This is a genomic window from Dorea sp. 210702-DFI.3.17 (genome assembly GCF_020560825.1).
Taxonomy (GTDB): Bacteria; Bacillota; Clostridia; order Lachnospirales; family Lachnospiraceae; genus Dorea; species Dorea formicigenerans.
In genome coordinates, this window is sequence record NZ_JAJCNB010000001.1 from 302778 (window position 1) to 320661 (window position 17884).

22 protein-coding genes, 1 tRNA gene and 1 riboswitch are annotated in these 17884 nt (G+C 42.0%); of the genes, 2 read left to right on the forward strand and 21 right to left on the reverse strand.

Annotated elements, in window-relative coordinates; translation table 11 throughout:
* Positions 1 to 126 precede the first annotated feature (126 nt).
* Together LI149_RS01445 and lepB (LI149_RS01450) are read right to left on the reverse strand one after the other, a co-directional pair.
* Positions 127 to 1527: a uracil-xanthine permease family protein gene (locus LI149_RS01445; RefSeq protein WP_227078381.1), complete on the reverse strand. Its 1401-nt coding sequence runs from the start codon at positions 1525 to 1527 to the stop codon at positions 127 to 129.
* 45 nt (positions 1528 to 1572) lie between these two features.
* Positions 1573 to 2133: a signal peptidase I gene (gene lepB, locus LI149_RS01450; protein WP_227142900.1), complete on the reverse strand. Its 561-nt coding sequence runs from the start codon at positions 2131 to 2133 to the stop codon at positions 1573 to 1575.
* A gap of 250 nt (positions 2134 to 2383) precedes the next feature.
* Positions 2384 to 2494, forward strand: a riboswitch (TPP riboswitch).
* Positions 2495 to 2647: 153 nt separating this feature from the next.
* Between lepB (LI149_RS01450) and thiC the strand changes: the two genes are divergently transcribed.
* Entirely contained in the window at positions 2648 to 3958 is a 1311-nt protein-coding gene (gene thiC, locus LI149_RS01455) for a phosphomethylpyrimidine synthase ThiC (RefSeq protein ID WP_005336130.1), read from the forward strand.
* A gap of 123 nt (positions 3959 to 4081) precedes the next feature.
* On the opposite strand, the gene LI149_RS01460 is transcribed toward thiC, so the two are convergent.
* From LI149_RS01460 to LI149_RS01545, 19 genes are all read right to left on the reverse strand, one after another.
* Complete coding sequence (locus LI149_RS01460; protein WP_168933297.1) at positions 4082 to 4900, reverse strand: LytTR family DNA-binding domain-containing protein; 819 nt, start codon at positions 4898 to 4900, stop codon at positions 4082 to 4084.
* Complete coding sequence (locus LI149_RS15890) at positions 4897 to 5124, reverse strand: ATP-binding protein (RefSeq protein WP_330636376.1); 228 nt, start codon at positions 5122 to 5124, stop codon at positions 4897 to 4899. The genes LI149_RS01460 and LI149_RS15890 overlap by 4 nt, the downstream gene beginning before the upstream one ends.
* Entirely contained in the window at positions 5125 to 6246 is a 1122-nt protein-coding gene (locus tag LI149_RS01465) for a sensor histidine kinase (protein ID WP_173786066.1), read from the reverse strand.
* 118 nt (positions 6247 to 6364) lie between these two features.
* Positions 6365 to 6437, reverse strand: a tRNA-Thr gene (locus tag LI149_RS01470).
* Between the two features lie 108 nt (positions 6438 to 6545).
* Positions 6546 to 7502, reverse strand: a complete 957-nt coding sequence (locus tag LI149_RS01475) for a mechanosensitive ion channel family protein (RefSeq protein WP_168933295.1) — start codon at positions 7500 to 7502, stop codon at positions 6546 to 6548.
* Between the two features lie 51 nt (positions 7503 to 7553).
* A complete protein-coding gene (pgeF, locus tag LI149_RS01480; RefSeq protein WP_117613260.1) occupies positions 7554 to 8390 on the reverse strand; it encodes a peptidoglycan editing factor PgeF in 837 nt (278 codons plus the stop codon).
* A 74-nt stretch (positions 8391 to 8464) separates the two neighbouring features.
* Entirely contained in the window at positions 8465 to 8833 is a 369-nt protein-coding gene (locus LI149_RS01485; RefSeq protein WP_005332992.1) for a YraN family protein, read from the reverse strand.
* Positions 8826 to 9485 carry a ribonuclease HII gene (locus LI149_RS01490; protein WP_227142901.1) on the reverse strand — a complete coding sequence of 220 codons (660 nt, stop codon included), beginning with the start codon at positions 9483 to 9485 and terminating at the stop codon, positions 8826 to 8828. The genes LI149_RS01485 and LI149_RS01490 overlap by 8 nt, the downstream gene beginning before the upstream one ends.
* Positions 9478 to 10041 carry a signal peptidase I gene (gene lepB / locus LI149_RS01495; RefSeq protein ID WP_173786067.1) on the reverse strand — a complete coding sequence of 188 codons (564 nt, stop codon included), beginning with the start codon at positions 10039 to 10041 and terminating at the stop codon, positions 9478 to 9480. The genes LI149_RS01490 and lepB (LI149_RS01495) overlap by 8 nt, the downstream gene beginning before the upstream one ends.
* Positions 10042 to 10077: 36 nt before the next feature.
* Positions 10078 to 10932: a ribosome biogenesis GTPase YlqF gene (gene ylqF, locus LI149_RS01500; RefSeq protein WP_117495453.1), complete on the reverse strand. Its 855-nt coding sequence runs from the start codon at positions 10930 to 10932 to the stop codon at positions 10078 to 10080.
* A gap of 4 nt (positions 10933 to 10936) precedes the next feature.
* Entirely contained in the window at positions 10937 to 11644 is a 708-nt protein-coding gene (gene lepB / locus LI149_RS01505; RefSeq protein ID WP_173786068.1) for a signal peptidase I, read from the reverse strand.
* A gap of 76 nt (positions 11645 to 11720) precedes the next feature.
* Complete coding sequence (gene rplS / locus LI149_RS01510; RefSeq protein ID WP_005333002.1) at positions 11721 to 12068, reverse strand: 50S ribosomal protein L19; 348 nt, start codon at positions 12066 to 12068, stop codon at positions 11721 to 11723.
* A gap of 205 nt (positions 12069 to 12273) precedes the next feature.
* Positions 12274 to 13050: a tRNA (guanosine(37)-N1)-methyltransferase TrmD gene (gene trmD / locus LI149_RS01515; RefSeq protein WP_118145727.1), complete on the reverse strand. Its 777-nt coding sequence runs from the start codon at positions 13048 to 13050 to the stop codon at positions 12274 to 12276.
* A gap of 11 nt (positions 13051 to 13061) precedes the next feature.
* Positions 13062 to 13568, reverse strand: a complete 507-nt coding sequence (gene rimM, locus LI149_RS01520) for a ribosome maturation factor RimM (protein WP_005333007.1) — start codon at positions 13566 to 13568, stop codon at positions 13062 to 13064.
* 146 nt (positions 13569 to 13714) lie between these two features.
* Positions 13715 to 13945, reverse strand: a complete 231-nt coding sequence (locus LI149_RS01525; protein ID WP_005333013.1) for a KH domain-containing protein — start codon at positions 13943 to 13945, stop codon at positions 13715 to 13717.
* Positions 13946 to 13970: 25 nt separating this feature from the next.
* Entirely contained in the window at positions 13971 to 14216 is a 246-nt protein-coding gene (rpsP, locus tag LI149_RS01530; RefSeq protein ID WP_005333014.1) for a 30S ribosomal protein S16, read from the reverse strand.
* 78 nt (positions 14217 to 14294) lie between these two features.
* Positions 14295 to 15653, reverse strand: coding sequence for a signal recognition particle protein (gene ffh / locus LI149_RS01535; protein ID WP_005333015.1), 1359 nt, complete (start codon positions 15651 to 15653; stop codon positions 14295 to 14297).
* Position 15654: 1 nt separating this feature from the next.
* The gene (ylxM, locus tag LI149_RS01540; protein WP_168933291.1) at positions 15655 to 16020 is read right to left on the reverse strand and encodes a YlxM family DNA-binding protein; all 366 of its coding nucleotides are present in this window, start codon (positions 16018 to 16020) and stop codon (positions 15655 to 15657) included.
* Positions 16021 to 16117: 97 nt separating this feature from the next.
* Positions 16118 to 17008: a S8 family peptidase gene (locus LI149_RS01545; RefSeq protein ID WP_147566909.1), complete on the reverse strand. Its 891-nt coding sequence runs from the start codon at positions 17006 to 17008 to the stop codon at positions 16118 to 16120.
* A 136-nt stretch (positions 17009 to 17144) separates the two neighbouring features.
* Between LI149_RS01545 and LI149_RS01550 the strand changes: the two genes are divergently transcribed.
* Positions 17145 to 17786 carry a J domain-containing protein gene (locus LI149_RS01550; protein ID WP_168933290.1) on the forward strand — a complete coding sequence of 214 codons (642 nt, stop codon included), beginning with the start codon at positions 17145 to 17147 and terminating at the stop codon, positions 17784 to 17786.
* Positions 17787 to 17884 lie beyond the last annotated feature (98 nt).

A 17884-nucleotide genomic window follows, 5' to 3' on the forward strand; every position in this document is an offset into this window, starting at 1 on the left:
TCGACTATTCCCGCTCGGATCACCTTGCCGTCAGAGTCTTTTTTAATTATTTTCTTTTAAATTATCTTTGTTTATTATAACCTGCCAAACTACTTTTGGTCAACATATGCTATTTTATTCACAAAATTATTTTTTCTTTTTCGGCAAAAACAAACTCAACAACAGAGAGACTACAAACACACCTGCCACTGCATTTCCATTGAAGATATCTCCCACCTCATGTGGAAATGCACTGAAGAAGTTTCCGGATGTCTGTGTCAGTCCTACACCAATCGCAAATGCCAGTGATACAATGACCATCGTCCGGTCATCGAACTCACATTCTTTGAGCATCTTGATTCCTTCATACATAATAGAACCAAACATCATAACTGTACAGCCACCAAGAACTGCCTGTGGCAGGGAATTAAAAAATGCTCCCAGCGGCGGGAAAAGTGATGACAAAATCAAAATAAATGCTCCCATCAAAATCGTAAACCGGTTGATGACCTGCGTTATCGTTACAAGTCCTACATTCTGGCTGAAAGAAGTCAACGGCAGACATCCAAAGCAGCCGGAAAGTGCACTGGAGAATCCATCTACAGCAAGTGACCCCTGCAATTCTTCCATCTTGATTTCGCGATCCAAAGCACCGGTACATACGGCGCTTGTTGCACCAGTTGTCTCTGCCGCAGATACAAGAAATACAATAGCAATTGTCAAAAATGCTCCCAGATCAAAGATTGGTTTATGGCTGGTCAGAAAGACCAGCTTCGGCAGACTGAAGACTCCAACTTCCTGTACAGTCTTTGTAATTCCAGAAAAGTCTACCATCGGCGCAATACCTGCAACCGTAAAAATGATCGCCAACAGATATCCAAGAATCAATCCTACCAGGACATTCAGATTCTTATATACCCCTTTCAGTAAATATCTGGCTATCAGGCATACAATCAGGGTAAATGCTCCAACAACCAGATGATACCATGCGCCAAAATCAGCAACTCCGCTTCCGCCGCCCCAGGAATCCATACCTACGGACAATAACGAAAGTCCGATTGCGATAACTACACACGCGGATACGACCGGTGTCAGGAAGCGCTTCCAGTATCTGGCACTAAGCCCCACCAGTCCTTCAAAAATACCGCCTAAAATAACAGCACCAACCATCCCTTCATATCCAAGTTCCGGATTGGTACAGATTACTAACAGACTTCCAAGAAACGTAAAGCTGACTCCCATAACAATCGGAAGCCCAGACCCGATCTTCCACACCGGATATAACTGCATACATGTTCCGATACCTGCCACGAACATAGCACATTGTAAAAGCTGGGTGATCTCTGCTGAAGTCAAATGTTCCCCTGTTCCTCTTACCAGCGCGGCACTGCAAACGATCAGCACCGGCGCCAGGTTTGATACAAACATAGCCAGTACGTGCTGCAGCCCGAATGGAATTGCTTTTTTCAGTGGCACTCTTCCGTTCAGCCGGTATATATTCTCCGTACTGACATCTGCCACTTTTTCTTCTTTGTTTGTTGTACTCATTGTTTTTCCCTCTCAAATCCTTTTTCTTACTTTTATTAGTCCGGTCTACTCAACCTTACCAACCTCACTGAACGGCCAGTAGCGGAAAACGGCCTTTGCAAGAATCGCATCTTTTTCTACGAAATGATTCTTCCAGTACCTGGAATCCAAACTGTTATTACGATTATCCCCCATCATAAAATAGCAGTTTTGTGGAACTTCATATGGTCCGAAGTCTCCGATTGGTACTTCGTTGCAGAAACTATCATCCAATGGCTTCTCTGCTCCATCTATGTATACTTTTCCGTCTTTCACTTCCACAGTCTCCCCAGGCAGACCAATGACTCTTTTTATAAATATCTTAGATGGATCATCCGGATATTTAAAAATGACGATATCAAACCTCTGCGGATCTTTTGATTTGTATGCAAGCCGGCTGCCGATGATCCGGTCTCCCTTCATAATTGTTGTCTGCATAGATTCAGACGGAATCACCGCATTGATATAGACCAGTTTATTTAGTGCAAACACGACCAGAAAAATAATAAGAAATGTCTTGGCATAATCCCATATCGTTGCAAGTACCCCTTCTTTTTCCGGTTCATGTTTCCCTTTCTTTCCACTCATATATATCTTCCCTTCTACTTGAACATTCTCTTTTCAAAATATCATGTGTTACAGCTCACAAGATGTTTCTATTCTACCACACATTGCCCTATGCAGGAAACTAATTTCTATTTCTATTTTTCAATGCTTCCAGTTATGGCAAAAATGGCAAAAATCACATTTTCATCTTGCTTTTACGTTTTTTCAGGTCTATAATAACTGGTGAATCGGAACGTTCCATGCAATACATATCATTTCATGGACATTTCGAAAATTACATACGGGGAGCTGGTGAAAACCGGCTGAGAGGAAGCGTAATTCCGCTTCGACCCATAACCTGATTTGGATAATGCCAACGTAGGGAACATATCTTAACGCGATAATTAAGGAAGATGCTCTACGCACCTTCTTTTTTTGCGTTATTTCATCAGGAAATTACATTTCCTGGCAAACCCAAAAGCGATACATTGGGGACACCACCTTGTACCGCTATAGAAAAACTCAGACAAAAAATGAAAATGGAGGCAAAATGAACATGAGAAACTACACTACACAAATGGATGCAGCCAGAAAAGGAATTCTCACGCCTGAAATCAAGACCGTTGCTCAAAAAGAGCATATGTCCACTGACGAGATGATGAAGCTCGTTGCTGAAGGCAAGGTTGCAATCTGTGCCAACAAAAACCACACATGTCTGAATCCGGAAGGCGTCGGCAGTATGCTTCGCACGAAGATCAATGTAAATCTCGGAGTCTCAAGAGACTGTAAAGATTACGATATCGAAATGCAGAAAGTGATGAGTGCTGTAAATCTCGGAGCAGAGGCCATTATGGATTTATCCAGCCACGGCAACACTCAGCCTTTCCGGCAGAAGCTGACACACGAATGTCCGGCAATGATCGGAACTGTTCCGGTCTATGACAGCGTCATCCACTATCAGAGAGATCTTGCTACTCTGACTGCACAGGATTTCGTCGATGTAGTACGTCTTCACGCTGAGGACGGTGTGGACTTTGTAACACTGCACTGTGGAATCACCCGCAAAACTATTGAACAGATCAAAAAACACAAACGTAAAATGAATATCGTAAGCCGCGGAGGAAGTCTTGTATTTGCATGGATGTGCATGACCGGAGAAGAAAATCCGTTCTATGAACATTTCGACGAAATTCTGGATATCTGTGAAGAATACGATGTTACCATCTCCCTTGGTGATGCATGCCGCCCGGGATGTCTGGCCGATGCCACAGACGTATGCCAGATTGAAGAGCTTGTACGCCTCGGCGAACTGACAAAACGTGCATGGGCACATAATGTACAGGTCATGGTCGAAGGTCCTGGACATGTACCGCTTGACCAGGTCGCAGCCAATATGAAAGTTCAGCAAAGCATCTGTATGGGCGCTCCATTCTACACACTTGGACCACTCGTCACAGATATTGCTCCTGGATATGACCATATTACTGCTGCCATTGGAGGCGCAGTTGCTGCCATGAACGGTGCTGCTTTCCTTTGCTACGTAACACCTGCCGAGCATCTGGCACTGCCAAATGTAGACGATGTAAAACAAGGTATCATTGCTTCTAAGATTGCCGCCCACGCTGCAGACATTGCCAAAGGTATACCTGGCGCAAGAGATATTGATGATAAAATGGCTGATGCACGCCAGAAACTGGACTGGGAAGCACAGTACGCCTGTGCTCTTGACCCGGATACTGCAAGAGCAATCCGCGACAGCCGCCGTCCGGAGGATGACCACAGCGATACATGCAGTATGTGTGGTAAATTCTGTGCCGTACGAAGCATGAACAAAGCACTTGCCGGCGAATACATCGATATTTTGTAATTCACCTGCCACTTATAGCAGGAATCTTCTCAGGAGATAGAATACATAAGAAAAAGGGATACATAGAAAAAGCTTCCAGATACAAATACATTTCATCTGGAAGCTTTTTCTCTAAAATCTGTTTTATTTATTTTCCTTTTTCCATCTCTTATGAATGTCATTCAGATACTTTTTATTGTACGCAGCCCATTCGTACTGTGACATATACTCCCCTTTATATGCATTCATAACCTCTACATCTTTTTTATTGAATTTGTAATAGTCACAGTCGATCATCTCCGGAACAATGGCAATATTATTGTAGCTTTTCTCTATTACGTCTTCTGCTTCCAGCTCCTTCAACGTCTGTTGCAGGGATGACAAAATCTTCTGAATATACCACTGTTGTTTTTTATCATAGGGTTCATTTTCAAATAAAACTGCTGCCAGTTCCTTCACTGAGCAGGAAGAACCGTTGCGATCCACCAAATATGCCATTACCTCTTTCGCCTTCGATCTGCTGAAATGTGCCGGCTTTCCAGTTCTGTCATATACTTCAAAATTGCCAAAGCACTGAATTTTCAATCTTGGTTCATTTTCAGCCGGCAATGGATAGCGAAGATCTTCCGTCTCTTTTCTGACTTTCCCAGCCGTTACTGGTTTTTCAATATAACCGCTGGCATGTATTGCCATTGCGTCTTTTGTATACTCATCATATCCTGTAACAAAGATAATATTAATGTCCGGAATAATTTCTTTTAACTGTTTTGCCACATCGATGCCGCTCACACCACGCATACAGATATCTAAAAATGCGATTTTACATCTCGTCTCCTTTGCAAACTCCAGTAATCTGGACGGTTTGCTAAACGGGTAAATATTTGCTTTCGGGCATACCTCCCGGACAGCTTCGCACGTCATCTCCAATGCCAATGGTTCATCATCCGCTATTATAATGTTCATGATTGTCCCCCTTTCGGTAAATTAATTCGTATTTTAGTTCCTTTTCCCTTCTCACTGTAAATATCTACAGTTCCATTGCACATCTTTTGAAACCGGATTCTTGCGTTACGGACTCCTATGTGCTGTCTTCCATCACTTTGCTCTTCCATCTTTGATATATCAAACCCGACTCCGTCATCTATGACGCAAAGTTCAATCTGTTCTTCATTCTCTCTTGTCGTAATTCAAACAGTTCCCCCATCTTCTTTCTGTCCAACTCCCCAGTTTATTGCATTCTCAACAAAAGGCTGCACAGATAACATTGGTACTTTAAAATCAGTTTTCTGCAGATCATATTCTACATGCAGATCATCTCCAAATCGAAGCTGTTCCAGATATAAATATATTTTAACATATTTTAGTTCTTCTTCAAATGGAATTGATTCTTTTTTGTCAATTGCGTTTATATGATTGCGCCAGTAATCCGCAAAATTGATGATTGCCTTCTTCGCTTCTTTTGGATCTTTGCTGCAAAGCTGCGCCAGTGCTGTCAGCGAATTATATAGGAAATGTGGCTGGATCTGGGCAATCATCATCTGCATCTGATTCATGGACAATTCATGTTCCTGCTGTATCAGAAGCTTTTCCTGTTTCACGATCCGATCATACTGTGCCATATGGACACTAATGCAAATATAGATCAGCGCCAGCGTTGTCGCCAGATTAAATGTGGTTGATTTCCAAATCATTTGTGCCGGAATCGATGCAATCGGTATCAATCCGTACATAAGAAGGCTTAACACATCATGTCTGACAAGTGCTTTCCTGTGTTTTAACAAAATCACAATGTTTCCACACATCACAATAATACAATAAAACTGACACAGCCAATAAATCGAACCTTGTGTATAATTCCCCTGTGTGTCCAGATAATAAAACTTCCCACTGATATCACTGGTGATCCATAATATGATTGCAATCACTGTTGACAGCATGACGAGATACACGTAAGTATTTCCAATCTTCTCGTGTTGATAGATTGTCTCTTTTACATAATAGGTATAGACCATACATTCCAGAGAGAGACAGGTAAATGTCAGATTCAACATAAATAGAAGCCACACTTCATTCTTTCCGAAATCCATAGCGGTCCAGCTCAGTACATCTGCCGTAAGTACGATCATGTGAATCACAAGCCAGATGATCAGAATATAATCTAATGTATTCCTCTTTGCTTCCTTCAATGTAACATGTTTGATTCCACGTTGCATTTTAATCTTTGCAATACATGCAAACAGCAATACGAATGTAACTAATGCTGCGAAACTTTCCAAAGCAGTATTGGCAAAAGCTATTTCACCCGACATAAAAATCCCTCCATTTTTATTATCCGTATAATTTTTTATGTATCATTTGACATCTTGTAAAAAGAAAAGGATCCTTCTTTCTCGAAGAACCCTTATATGCACGTCTATATAAAAAAGAAGCTGGAAATCGGACTTGAACCGACGACCCCTTCATTACGAGTGAAGTGCTCTACCAACTGAGCTATTCCAGCAAATGTTGTGATTGACGTACGACAACCACAACTACTATTATATCGAATCTTCTCAGATTTGCAAGAACTTTTTTAGTTTCTGAAGCATTTTTTACTTCTTGCTTCTTATCAGTTCTCTTTTCCCATCTGGACAGTCAGATGCGGATATGCCATCTCAATCTCATTCTCATCCAGTTTCAGTTTGATTTCTTCCAGAATCCTCCATCTTGCATTCCAGTAATCTTCATTCTTCACCCATGCACGGGCACCAATGACTACCGAACTTTCTGCAAGTTCATGGACAAATACCAAAATTTCTTCATTCTTGATGGTCGCATCGTCCTGTCTGATAATCTCCTCAATGACCGCCTTTGCTTTTCGCAAGTCCGCTTCATAAGCAATATCTATTTTCAGATCCAGCTTTCTCTCCGCCTTAGCCGTTGCATTCGTCAGACTGTTGTTGGTCAGCATTCCATTTGGAATCACAATCGTTTTATTATCAACGGTCGATAACTTTGTATAAAAAATCTGAATTTCCTTTACCGTCCCTTCGTTGTGGTTTGTATCCTCAATAATATAATCTCCCACTTCAAATGGTTTCAGAAGCAGAATCAATACTCCACCTGCAAAATTAGAAAGGCTTCCCTGCAGAGCAAGACCGATTGCTACACCTCCAGAAGCAATAATCGCTGCCACTGAAGTTGTATCAACTCCTAATTTTGCTGCAATCATAAAAATCAACAGAAAATATAAAGAAAATTTCAAAACAGAGTCTACGAACTGCTCTACTCCTTTGTCTGCACTGGACCTTGCCAGCGATTTTCTCACAATTTTCCGTATAAATTGGATCAGAACACGCCCGATCATAAATACTGCAATTGCGATCAGCACTTTCACTCCAAATCCGATCAGGTCTGAAAGATGCTCCTGCAGATACTGCGTTGCCTGATTCACCTCATTCACTGCATCCTGCGTTGCATCTGTCACTCCTTTTGTCGCATCTGCCACCCCTTGTGACACATCCCCTGAATCCACTTTTAAGGATGTCCCCTGTGTTGTTGCCAATTTTAACAACATGCTATTCATATTATTGTCTCCTGCTTTACTTTCTAGTTTACATTTTCATATCCAGTCTCTCTATTTCTTCAGGGCAAGAAATGCACTCAATGTTCCGCGTTCATTTCCTGTTGTTCTGTGTGAGAACAAAATATCCGGGTTGCAGTGTGTACATACATTGGTCACTGCAATATGCTCCGGAAGAATTCCTGATTCTAAAAAAACAGACTCATTTGCCTTCCATAAATTCAACTGATATTTCCCATTTTCTTTCTGATAAAAAATTTCAGGCCAGAGATTTTCGTCATAATTCTCACGGAATTTTTTAATAACATCTTCACTGACTTCATAACAATCCTGACAGATAGACGGTCCTACCGCTCCTAAAATATCTGCCGGATCACAACCAAACTCTTCCTCCATCTTTTCCACAGTTACTTTTCCAATCTTTCCAACTGTTCCTCTCCATCCAGAATGGCTCAGTCCAATGACTTTCTTCACCGGATCCACAAAATAAAGTGGTACACAATCTGCATAAGAAGTTACAAGACAGATTCCCGGCACGTCCGTAATCATTCCGTCTGTCTCAGGAAAGGACTGTCCCCTCTCCCTGGCGTACACGCGCTTTACATTCGTCGTATGTGTCTGCTGCGTATAAGTAAAATCTGCTACTTCTACGCCGATTGCCTGCGCAATCAGTTCACGATTCTTTTTCACCGCCTCCGGATCATCTCCTCTTGTCAGGCTGATGTTCATAGAACTGAAGCACCCGGTACTGACTCCACCCAGTCTGGTAGAAAATCCGTGGTTGACGATTCCTGTATTTTCCAAAAGCGGATAAGACAGATACGGCACACCGCCACGCTGCCGCTCTGCAAATATCTGCTCATTATTCTTATATTTTAATCCAAGACTCATATATTTCTCCTAACTTCATCTGTCCATACTTCGTTGCTACATTTACATATCTTCAAATTCAAAAACTACATTAACTACATCAGTGTAAATGCATCTTTATACAGCGTGATTTCTTCCTGACCCTCAGCTCCGGCTATGGCAACCACGTCGAACCTACATGGTACGTCATCGTTCCCCTGCTTCATCAGAAAATGCATGGCACATTTTGCGATAGTCTGTTGTTTACGGGCATCGACTGCCTCTGCCGGATAGCCGCTTACACCCGTAGTTCTGTATTTCACTTCTACAAAGACAAGGTATTCTCCGTCTCTTGCAATCAGATCGATTTCTCCCAGCCTGCAGCGATAATTATATGTCACGATCTTGTATCCCAAAGATTCAAGATAAGCACCTGCTTTCCTTTCATAGCCGGTGCCTGTCCTGCGATTATTCTTCTTATACATAATTATGTATGAAAAATCTTCTGTGGATCGGTGTCGGTCCCAGTTCTTTTAACCCTGCAATATGTGCTTTCGTTCCATATCCTTTATTACTTGCAAAATCATACCCCGGCAGTACCTTGTCATATTCCACCATCAGCCGGTCTCTCGTCACTTTTGCAATAATACTCGCTGCCGCGATAGAAATGCTTTTCGCGTCACCTTTGATAATCGGCACCTGCAAAATGTCTACCTGTGGAATCGTCACCGCATCATTTAACAAAATGTCCGGACGCACTTTCAGATTATCAATTGCCATACGCATTGCTTCATAAGTGGCCTGTAAAATATTAATTTCATCAATTCTCGCAGGACTTGCCATACCAATCCCCGTTGCTACCGCGCGGTTCATGATCTCGTCATACAGCATTTCACGCTTTTTTTCGGACAGCTTTTTTGAATCATTCAGATACAGGATCATATCATCTTTGGGCAGAATCACAGCTCCTGCCACGACCGGACCTGCCAACGGTCCTCGTCCGACCTCATCAATCCCGCAAATGTACGGATAATCCTTGTATTCTTCTTCAAATGTGCTCATTGCTTTTGTTCTTGCAATCTCTTTTTCCAGACGTTCCTGCTGTTTTTTCAGCTTTTCTTCTTCCCGCTTATTCATGCCTGATCACTCCCATCTTGTCAAATGGATAGATACGCACCCACGCTTTTCCCATGATTGTATCTTTCTTCACTTCTCCTACACTCGGGTCACGGCTGTCCTGACTGTGATTCCGGTTATCGCCAAGTACAAAATATTCATCTTCTCCAAGGGTAATTGGCCGCGATGCCGCCATCGGATCGTCCATCAGTTCATTTCCATAAATGTCTGATTCCAAGCGGCTGCCATTGATATAGACATAACCGTCTACTACCTGTACCGTCTCTCCCGGCAGTCCGATAATACGTTTTATATAGTAAGTATTTTCCTCATACTGATATGGAAATACAATAATATCAAAACGTTTCGGATCTTGGAACCGGTAAGACAGCTTGTCCACCAGAAGCTGATCTCCATCGCTTAGAGTCGTCTCCATGGATGACCCGCTGACACTTGTTCTTTGTCCAACATAAGTAATGATGACATATGTTAAGACAAGAATGACTATAATATAAAAAATCCACCCTAATATCTCTCTTATAATTCCCGGCTCTCTCCTTCTTCGTCTTCTTGACATAGAAAGTAAGTTCCCCTTTCTGATTTCTATTTACCTTTACGCTTCTTCTGTCTGTGGATACTCAAGCGTAAGTCGTCCAAGCTTTCCTTCCCGGAAATCATCCATCAAAAGCATGGCTGCCTTCTCCGTATCCAGTTCATTTCCACGGACAAGGCAATGTCTGCTTTCTGCAATACGCCCAAGCATTACATATGGGTCTGGGGCAGCTGTAATGGTATACTTATTCTCCAGTACACCCGGATAATTTGCTGCCAGAAAACGGATCAGCTCTGCTGCCAGCTCTTCTGTCTGTAACACCTCATCCTTAATCGAACCGATCAGCGCAAGCCGCAATCCTACTGTCTGATCTTCGAATTTTGGCCAAAGAATTCCCGGTGTATCCAGAAGCTCTACCTGTTTGTTCAGGCGGATCCATTGTTTTCCTTTCGTTACACCTGGCTTGTTACCGGTTTTAGCGGCTGCTTTTCCGGCAAGTGAATTAATAAATGTAGACTTTCCTACATTCGGAATTCCAACGACCATGGCACGAACCGGACGGTTCAGAATCCCTCGCTTTCTGTCGCGCTCGATCTTCGCCTTACATGCCTCCTGGATCACGCTTTGTACGGATTTTACTCCGCCACCTTTTCTTGAATTTACTTTCACAACATGGAATCCTTTTTTCTTAAAATATTCGGTCCATGCCTCATTCCATCTTTCCTCTGCCAGATCTGATTTATTCAAAATGATCAGTCTCGCTTTATTCTTACCAAGCTCATCAATATCCGGATTCCTGCTGGATAACGGAACCCTGGCATCTACAAGCTCAATGATCAAATCAATCAATTTAATATTTTCCTGCATCATACGCTTTGCTTTTGTCATATGACCCGGATACCACTGAAAATGCATATTTCTACTCCTTTACAAATCCAAAGTGTGTTTTTGGCGAGATGACAAACCAGGCTTTTCCGTAAATGTAGCTGTATTTCACATTTCCTACATTGGCATTACGGCTGTCTTCACTGTTCTGCCTGTCGTCACCAAGAACAAAATATTCATCACTGCCTAATTTTATCTTTTCATTTACAATGCCTACATCATCAATCTTGGAAGTCTCATAATCTTCTTGCAGCTTTTCACCATTGATGTAGACTGAATTTTCGACAATCTCCACGCTCTCTCCTGGAAGAGCAATGATCCGCTTAATATAATAATGGGAATTTTCATTTCCCTTTGGTTTAAATATAATGACATCGCCACGCTTCGGCTTGCTTGCATTATACACAATCCGGTTGGCGAGCACAATATCCCCGTTTTCAAGAACCGGCTTCATGGAATCTCCGACAACACTCACACGCTGTCCGAAATACCATACACACACAAATGCGATCAGTATTGTCAATGCAATCTGAAAAATCCACTTTCCAATAACTGGGATTAAAGACCAGTCTATGCTTCTTAACAGCTTTACAGCTTTTTTCTTTGTCGGCTGCTGCATTCTCTTCTGCTGTCTTAAAAGTTTTCTTCTCTTAGCTTCCCGCTGTTTCCGGCGTTTCTTTGCCGCCCTTTTTCTGGCATTCTCTCTGCCCGTAAAATTACCCCTTATCGAACTTTTTTTCATAGATTTATCCCTATATCAGAAAAAGGACAATTACATGTATGTAGTTGTCCTTTTTTACTCTGTTCTCTTCGTTTAATTATTTTACCAGCTCTTTAACTTTAGCTTTCTTACCAACGCGGTCTCTTAAGTAGTTAAGTTTAGCTCTTCTTACTTTACCTCTTCTTACTACTTCAACCTTCTCTACGTTAGGTGAGTGAACTGGCCATGTCTTCTCAACACCGATTCCGTTAGATGTCTTTCTAACTGTAAATGTCTCTCTTGAACCGCCACCCTGTCTCTTAAGAACAGTTCCTTCAAAAATCTGAATTCTCTCACGGTTACCCTCTTTAATCTTACCGTAAACCTTTACAGTATCTCCAACTCTGAATTCTGGAGCCTGCTCTTTTAACTGAGCCGCCTCAATATTCTTAATAATATCGTTCATCTGTGTGACCTCCTTGTTTAATTGGACGTTCTTAATACAAAATGTACCAGAGGACCATCTCGTTTTTCTTCACAACATGCTATATTTTATCACAAACTTCTTTATGTTGCAAGAAGTTTTTAATTTTATTTTTTCATTTATTTTTCCGGCAATCCATTCAATGTTTTTAATCTTTACAGATTGTAAATTGACATTTTTCTAAATTCTACTGTCCTGTAGCTTCAAGCATAATTTCTTTTGCCAGCTTCTGCTCTTCTTTTGTCAGTTTGGCTTTTTCAATCAGATCCGGACGGTTCTTTGCTGTGCGGATCACAGACTGCTCTCTGCGCCATTTTTCTATATTCGCATGATGACCGGACAAAAGTATGGCTGGCACCTGCTTATCATGCCAGATCTCCGGTCTGGAATACTGTGGGTACTCAAGAAGATTATCCTGAAAGCTCTCGAATTCTGCGGACACATCATTATGCAGAACCCCCGGCACCAGTCTGGAAATCGCATCGATCATAATCATAGCCGGAAGCTCTCCGCCAGTCAGGACATAGTCTCCAATCGACACATAGTCTGTGACAACTTCATTTAATACCCGTTCATCAATTCCTTCATAATGTCCGCACAAAAATACCAGATCTTCTTCCTGGGCAAATTCCTCTGCCATCGTCTGGTTAAATGTCTTTCCCTGTGGAGACAGATAAATCACACGCGGGCTTTTCCTGGTACCCGGATCGCTTAGCAAAGCTTTCGTTTCTATTTTCTTTTTCACAGCCTCATAGCACTGATACACTGGCTCTGCCTGCATCAGCATACCTGCTCCCCCACCATAAGGATAATCATCTACGCTGTTGTGTTTGTTAAATGCATAGTCTCTGATATTTACCGCTTCTATATCCAAAAGTCCTTTATCCATGGCACGTCCGATAATACTTGTATTCAGACCGTCCATTACCATGTCCGGAAATAACGTCATAATATAAAACTGCATGATTACACTCCTTAAATCAGACCATTCATCAGATGAACAGTAATGATCCCACTTTCCATATCTACGTTCAGAACACATTCTTTAATTGCAGGCATAAGAACCTCTCCATGCTCCTTTGAATCAATCACATAGACATCATTCGCCCCTGTTTCCATCACGTCACTCAGTGTTCCGAATTCTGTTCCATCTTCTGTTATAACTTTCATGCCGATCATGTCTGCAACAAAATACTCATCTTCTTCCAACGGCACAGCATTTTCTCTCGTCACGAGCAGCGGGCAGCGTTTATAACGCTCAATATCATTAATATTGTCAAATTCTTTAAATTTTACAATAACGAACTGCTTAAAAAACTTCACATGTTCCACTTCCAGATCCAGCTTTTCTTTTCCCGTATCCAGAATTACTTTTTTCAGTTTCTTAAATCTTACCGGATCATCTGTAGTCGGAAAGACTTTCACTTCTCCGCGCACCCCGTGTGGCTGTGTGATGACACCTACCTGCAATAACTGTTCCATACATTCCTCCGCTTTTTCGAATCAATTCGTATATATCTATATCTGGTAACGTCCGAAGAACTTTCACTGTTCTGGCGGACACATTTCTTTCTTCATAAAGAGAGACAGGCCTGGTAAAACCCGGTCTGTCCCTATATCCATCCTGATTAATCCAGAATATCTACAATCACTTTCTTGTCTTCCTTCGCTGCCGCTGCTTTTACTACTGAACGGATAGCCTTGGCAATACGTCCCTGTTTTCCGATTACTTTCCCCATATCAGAATCTGCAACACGTACTTCCAGGATAGTTGTCTTCTTCTCCGTGCGTTCGTTTACCGTTACGCTTTCCGGATCATCGACAAGAGCTTTTGCAATAACTTCAACTAACTCTTTCATCTTTGTACCTCCAGGCACGAATTATCTATTTCTCAATTCCAGCTGCTTTAAAGATCTTTCCTACAACCTCTGTCGGCTGAGCTCCTGTATTTAACCATCTCTTAGCTGCTTCCTCATCTACAGAAATTCCGCTTGGCTCAAGGTTTGGATCATATGTTCCAATCTCCTCGATGAACTTTCCATCTCTTGGGGCTCTGGAATCTGCTACTACGATTCTATAAAAAGGTGCTTTCTTCTGTCCCATTCTTCTTAATCTGATTTTTACTGCCATTGTTCTTTTCCTCCATAAATGAAAATATTTATTTTTAATAGTTTTATTATATAAAGTGCCTTGCACCATATACCATTTTTAGAAAGGCAACTTGAACTTGCCTTTTTTGCCTGGTTTTGCAAATGTCTTCATCATCTTCTTTGCTTCGTTGAACTGCTTGATCATACGGTTCACTTCACTGATGTCTACACCTGCTCCTTTTGCGATTCTGTGCTTTCTTGATGGATTTAAAAGATCCGGATCTCTTCTCTCAGCCGGTGTCATAGAATGGATCATAGCTTCCATACGTGCCATACCTTTTTCTGCTTCATCCATCTGCTCATCGCCAAGACCCTTCATCTTGCCCATTCCCATACCGCCAAGTCCCGGCAACATGTTCATGATATTTCCAAGTCCTCCAAGCTTCTTCATCTGCTTGATGCTCTCAAGATAATCATCAAAATCAAACTGGGCTTTTTTCATCTTCTTGGACATCTCTTTTGCTTTGTCCTCGTCAATGTCAAGTTCTGCCTCCGCCTTCTCGATCAGAGATAAGACATCTCCCATACCGAGAATCCGGTTTGCCATACGATCCGGATAAAATTGCTCCAGATCAGAAAGCTTCTCGCCCATACCGACATACAGAATCGGTTTTCCGGTTACTGCCTTAACGGATAACGCAGCACCACCTCTTGTGTCACCGTCCAGTTTGGTCACGATCACACCGTCTACACCAATCTTTTCGTCAAATTCTTTTGCCACATTGACCGCATCCTGTCCGGTCATAGCATCAATAACAAGAATTGTCTGATGTACAGTAACAGTATTCTTAATCTCTTCCAGCTCAGCCATCATATCTTCATCGATATGAAGACGTCCTGCCGTATCAAGGATCACCAGATTATTGCCATTCTTCTGGGCATGCTCAATTGCAGCCTTTGCAATATTCGCCGGTTTATGGTTGTCACCCATGGTAAATACTTCCACACCCTGCTTTTCCCCGTTGATCTGTAACTGCTTAATTGCTGCAGGACGATAAACATCGCAGGCAACCAAAAGCGGTTTCTTGCCTTTTAACTTAAACTTCCCGGCAAGCTTTGCTGTTGTAGTCGTCTTACCTGCTCCCTGAAGACCTGCCATCATAATCACTGTAATGGCACTTCCCGGCTGAAGCTTGATCTCGGTTGTCTCAGATCCCATCAGATTACAAAGTTCTTCATTTACAATCTTAATTACCATCTGACCCGGATTCAGACCATTCATAACATCCTGGCCGACCGCTCTTTCCTGAACAGTCTTAATAAAATCCTTTACAACCTTAAAGTTTACATCTGCCGCCAGAAGCGCACGCTTAATCTCCTTTAACGCTTCCTGCACATCTGCTTCCGTAAGTCTTCCTTTACTTCTAAGATTCTTAAATACATTCTGCAGTTTTTCTGTCAGACTGTCAAACGCCATACTATAACTCCTCTATGATTTCTCCGGACAAGATTCGAATTCCGCTTAAAATATCTTCCCTGCGTTCTTTCTCATACTCATCCAGCAATTCATCAATCTGTTTTACTTTATTCTTCACGGTCATGAACTTCTCAACAAGATGAAGCTTTTCTTCATATCCTGCCAGTGACTGTTCACACCGCTTTACAATATCATGTACTCCCTGTCTGCTGATACCGGCATCCCTGGCAATCTCCCCAAGGGAGAGATCCTCTAATAGAAACTGTCCGTATATCTCTTTCTGATGATCTGTCAGTAATTCTCCATAGAAATCAAACAGAAGAGCCTGTTTTAGAATCTCATTCACATTTATCACCTGTGTTATCATACACGATACGCCTCATGGTGTCAAGTATTTTTTCTTTACACTTATATTTTTATTGTATTTTCTCGCATACAATCCCTATTCCTTCCTCTTTAGACTTCTAAAGTTTCAGAAAATCGCGGATATTCAGCATCCCCCACCCCTGTTCGCCTGCTCCGGGTAAATGTATGCACGTCTCCCTGAGTCTTAATTTCACCTCTACATTGGTAATCCTCGGATATTTTTCCATCAATAAAGCAACAGCACCGGACACGACCGGGGTCGCCATGGAACTTCCACTTTTTACCGTATACGCATCTTTCTTTCCGTGTATCTGACTGTTGCAGGAAATGATCTGGTATCCCGGTGCTATTACGTCCGGTTTCACTACACATTCTTTCGTAGGACCGGCTCCCGAACAGCTCCCCTTCTCTGCTTTTTCTGTTTTTACAGCGCCGACCGTAATCACTTTACGACTGTTTCCCGGAATTGCAATGGTTCCTTCTCCCGGTCCGTTATTTCCCGACGACACCACAACAACCAGACCTAAGTCCCATAGATGTTCTACAGCTTCGATCAACATTTTTTCTTTCCCGGGCTCCAGATTTTCCCCAGCTCCTGCTGACAGATTCACAATCCGTATCTTATATTTTCTGTGATTCATTTCCACCCACTTAAGACCTGCAAGAATACTCGCTACATTTGCCTCCCCTTTTTGATCCAACACTTTTACAATAACAAATCGACAAAGCGGAGCAATTCCGGACAGAATCCCACCGGACATCTGTCCACTTCCACCTAAGATCCCTGCCACATGAGTTCCATGTCCATTATCATCATAACATTTTTCTTTCCTATATATACAGTCCCGCCAGCCGACAACCCTGCTCTTAAAATCCGGATGCGGCGCAAGTCCGGTATCCAGAACCGCAACCGTCACCCCTTTTCCGGTAAGCCCTGCTTTTTTTATATCATCACACCAATAATGCACCATCTTTTTTACACGATCCATAAATGTCTCTCCAAAATATTTCCTTTAAAAATAGAATATTCGACGAAATAGAAATTGATTTCTTCACGCATTTGTCGTATGATATTCTTGCTAATTATTGGGGAGTAAATAGTGACACCATAAGGGGAGGAAATTTATGGAATCCAAAAACTATTATGATATACTTGAAGTTTCCGTAAAGGCGTCCGCACAGGAGATTACACTGGCTAAAAATAAACTGGCCAAGCGTTATCACCCGGACGTCAATATGAGGAACGGAATTGATACAACTGATAAGATGCAGGAAATTCTGGAGGCTTACCTTGTTCTTTCCGATCCGGTAAAGCGTGCCGAATATGACCGGGAAATCCGTGGAAACCGTCCTTCGAAAATGCAGACATTTAATCTCTATGAAGAATCTGAAGAAGTTGAAGACCCAGATCATCCTACATTTGTAACTTACTGGAAAGCAGCCGGTGCCTTATATGACATCATCGAGCAAAGCAATGCCCTGTTCCACCAAAGAGAAAACGCCGCCAAACTAGGTGAACTTGCGATCCAGGCACTGCATCATATCATTCTGCTGCGCGAAGCAAAAATTCCGGAGCGCTACTGGTATCCGGATATTATGAACTGGCTTCTGTTCAAATGGTATCAGAACCGGAATTATAATCTTGCATATCTTCTGAAGCTTTATGATGAGCATGAAAAGAATGATATGAACAAAATTGAAAAGTTAAAACTACAGAACCGGGCTTACCGCTATCAGCATTCCGTGAAGAAGTTGCTGCGCTACTAAAGCCCCAAGCATTATTAAAATGTTATGTTATTACTCACAGCTTTCCTGTAAAGTCTAATGTAATGCGCAATATTAAAAGATATAATTTATTCACACAT